At 44.8% G+C, this 3,236-nt stretch carries 3 protein-coding genes; 1 reads left to right on the top strand and 2 read right to left on the bottom strand.

Features of this window, described 5'->3' with window-relative positions:
• Window positions 1-93: 93 nt before the first annotated feature.
• Window positions 94-447, top strand: a complete 354-nt coding sequence (locus GXZ13_07355; GenBank protein NLX75620.1) for a hypothetical protein — start codon at window positions 94-96, stop codon at window positions 445-447.
• Window positions 448-656: 209 nt separating this feature from the next.
• On the opposite strand, the gene GXZ13_07350 is transcribed toward GXZ13_07355, so the two are convergent.
• Window positions 657-1,397: an ATP-binding protein gene (locus GXZ13_07350; protein ID NLX75619.1), complete on the bottom strand. Its 741-nt coding sequence runs from the start codon at window positions 1,395-1,397 to the stop codon at window positions 657-659.
• Entirely contained in the window at window positions 1,381-2,991 is a 1,611-nt protein-coding gene (locus GXZ13_07345; protein NLX75618.1) for an IS21 family transposase, read from the bottom strand. Before GXZ13_07345 ends, GXZ13_07350 begins: the two co-directional genes overlap by 17 nt.
• Window positions 2,992-3,236: the final 245 nt, after the last annotated feature.

The following is a 3,236-nucleotide window of genomic DNA, read 5'->3' as shown; positions in this document are numbered from 1 at the left end:
GACCAATTCTCCCTCAAAGATGAGAGAGATTTGCAAACCAGTACTTTCATCCAAAGCCCAGCAGAGGCCGAAATTAACGCAATCTTAGCCGTCGTGACTCAAAGAGTCATAGATAACGTAAACAGCATCAAGTACAACAATAACTTCTACCAGCCGTATGTTGCCCTCCAAGGGTCCTTACAACTTAAACTCTACAACAAAGGGACCAAAGCTTTTGTCATAAAAGCCTTCGACGGTTCATTGTTGGCCAGCATAAAGGATGAAATTCACATCCTAATGGAGGTCGAAAAGAGAAGCCCGTATAGCAAAGAGTTTGACTCCTCTCCTCCTCCAAAGAAGAGAATACCCCACAAACCAGCTCCAAATCATCCATGGAGAAGCCAATTCTTCTCTCCAAAAATTCTAGAAAGTCACATTGCAAAAGACAAAAAGGAATGTCAGGAATGAGCAAACTAGGTACCCTAAAAAAAATTACAATTCCTCTCAAAAACCAAAGACAGAAACAGAGAGAAATTCATAAAAAACCTTCATAAAAGTCTTGAACAGATGGATAATCCTGCAATCTTCACCACCTTAATCCGGAAAAATTTCACCAGGTAAATCCTAATATTTCTCACCACTCAAGTAGCCGGGGAGATTATCCCCGACAATGAGATTTAATTGAGCTCAATAATCATTGCACCTTCGGTGAGGGTGTGGAACATTGAGTCTCTGTAGCTGGTAGTAGTTTCCATTAGGTCCCGCCATAAGTCTGGGTGAGAATGGGAGACTAGGATGGTCCCCCCATTTTTTGGACGGTAGTCCATAATCTCACGCATAAGCATTAATTCATTCTGGCTCATAGGAGAGTTCATCCAATCATCGACAATTAGGCAAGGGATGGTTCGAAGTTCTTCAAGTTCTTCTTGAAGGAGACCGCCAGTACGTTTTGCATCAATAAGTCTGCTGAGTAGATCAAAGTATCGTATGTACCTTGTCCTCCTACTGAGCCTACAGGCCGAGGCCCCGATTGCACAACCTAGGTAAGTGGTTCCACTCTTCGGTCCACCATGAATTATGAGGAACGCTCCCGCATCGATGAACCTAACTTTTGACAATGTTGAAATTAGTTGTGCTGAGAGATATGGGGTATTGCTACTAACTTCTTCTAAATCAGCTGAAGGGTACCATAACCTTGCTTCACGAATAAGTTTCTCAGCCTTGTTCCCTGTCCTGCGCAACAATTCTGCATCGATGAATTGTTCTAGAATTGAAGATATATCTTGTCCCTCCACTACAACCGTCCCATCAAGAATTTCCCGGAAATGGCCAGCCATTCCAGGTAGCCTCAGGCGCTTGAATGCTTGGAGAATCTTCTCATCACGCTCTAAACGTATCTGTTCAATCGTATAAGCCATCTCCACCCTCCTCCTGTAGGATATCCATAATGTTACCCACACACAGCTTCTCAGCTATGAATTTGTCAGCCCTCATTCTGGCCTCCTCATCGATGAGCTGTTGCACAGTATTTCGTACTGCATTGTAGGAAATTCTTGTAAATACACTTGGATGCAAACTTATTAACTCTTTACAGGCCATCTCGAGGGTTCGTGACGAGCGCCCAGGATTTCTCTTAGTCGGTCTTTCTAGGGATAAGATACCTCTAGCGGTGTCATACTCAACCTCGACGACCCTAGCGTTGGCCTCTGCTATGGAGAATAATCGCCCAATAACCTCAAGGGTCGCAGGGCCAATACGTTCAGCCTGCTCGCAAAAGAGGCTGGGGCTAGCATATACATATTGGCGGATGTAGGAAGGCATATGGGCTGGATCAGTTACATAGCGATGCCAAGGGTCAATTCCTCTTGGATGGCTACATATGAATTGCCCTTCTAGGGAGAGGATGCGTACATCAACGCTACCAAGGCGTAGGATTACTCGTTTCTTACACCAAAGATATGGTACACTGTAATAGTAACCGTCAAGACCGCACTTTGCATGGCAGTTTTCGCGGACCGTCGCAGTTGCCTTCTCCCGTACCTCGAAGTTGGTTGAAGGCAATTGTGACAACATTTGTTGTTCTTCAGCCTCGAAGAGGCTACGTCGGCTCCAGTTCTCCTTTTCTTTGAATGGCTCGTTATTAAATACTTCGCACCTTAGGGCGAGCGCCTCGTTGAGCTCTTCTAGCGAATAGAAGATGCAATGGCGCAGAGGGGCTAGAATACGCGTGTAGGTGTTGGAAACCCCATCCTCTACGGTTGGCTTAAATTTTGGTGTCCTAGCGGGAGCTGCAATGACTGTCGCCCCATAATGCTCGCCCAATTCCCGAAACAACTCACTAAGCACTGCCAGCTCATGCTTTGAGTGTAAAATGACTGCAGCTTTTGTATTGTCTACTATGATTGCGCGCGTCACCCCTTTAAAAAACTTGAATGCATCTATGACAGCATGAGCTAAACAGACCGCCGTCTGTCGCGGTACTGCTTGGACCCATAGCAATTTGCTAAACGATAGCGTTGATACAAAAAGGGGCACCTTAACTGCTGTTTTGGTTAGTGGGTCGATGTAATGTGCTAGATCACCGGCAAAGTCCAGTTCCATCGAATGCCCTGGCTTATTCTTAATCTTCGCACTATATTTGGTGACATTGCACCATTTTTTATACCGTTCAAAGAATTGGCTACGACTGTAAGGTCTCAGCCCTTCCTTTTTGGCCTGCTCCTCATACTCTTCGTGTAAAAGATTAACCGTAACATGAGCATTTGACAGCTCATCGTACATCCATTCAAAATTGATTGGAAAGTATTCTGGCTTCACTTTTGTTGACTTGCGTAGCATACCCCTGAGTTGAGTTTCATCCAACTCCTTCCATTGGCTCGGGAGAATCCCTTTCCCTTCACTTTTGGAAATGACTCTTCGTACCGTAGCTCGGTCGCGACCGACTCGCTCACTAATCTGTGAGATGTTAATACCCGAACAGTATAGTTCGAGAATCTTCTTGTAAGATGCCATCTATTCTTACCTCCATAGTTAGAATTGTCCTTCAAAGAAGAACATTTCTTCCCATGATACCAGAATTAGTGGCGAATAATTTTAGGATTTATGTGGTGATTTATTTCAGGATTTAGGTGGGCGCAAGGCCCGGATTTTCCACTTCTTGCTAGCATTACTCATAGGTGGTATCGAGTTTGTCAGCAAGGTCGTAGGAATGAATCAAAAGACTCCGCTTCTTGGTATATCCGCTGCTTGGGCATACG

The sequence above is a fragment of the Synergistaceae bacterium genome (assembly GCA_012728235.1).
Taxonomy (GTDB): Bacteria; Synergistota; Synergistia; order Synergistales; family Synergistaceae; genus JAAYFL01.
Note: the sequence above shows the minus strand (reverse complement) of the source record. Positions and strands in the feature narration are given on the sequence as shown.

Excerpts from the sequence above, each read along its gene's own strand:
- GXZ13_07345 (NLX75618.1), bottom strand. The coding sequence starts at position 2,991 with ATGGCATCTTACAAGAAGATTCTCGAACTATACTGTTCGGGTATTAAC.
- GXZ13_07350 (NLX75619.1), bottom strand. The coding sequence starts at position 1,397 with ATGGCTTATACGATTGAACAGATACGTTTAGAGCGTGATGAGAAGATT.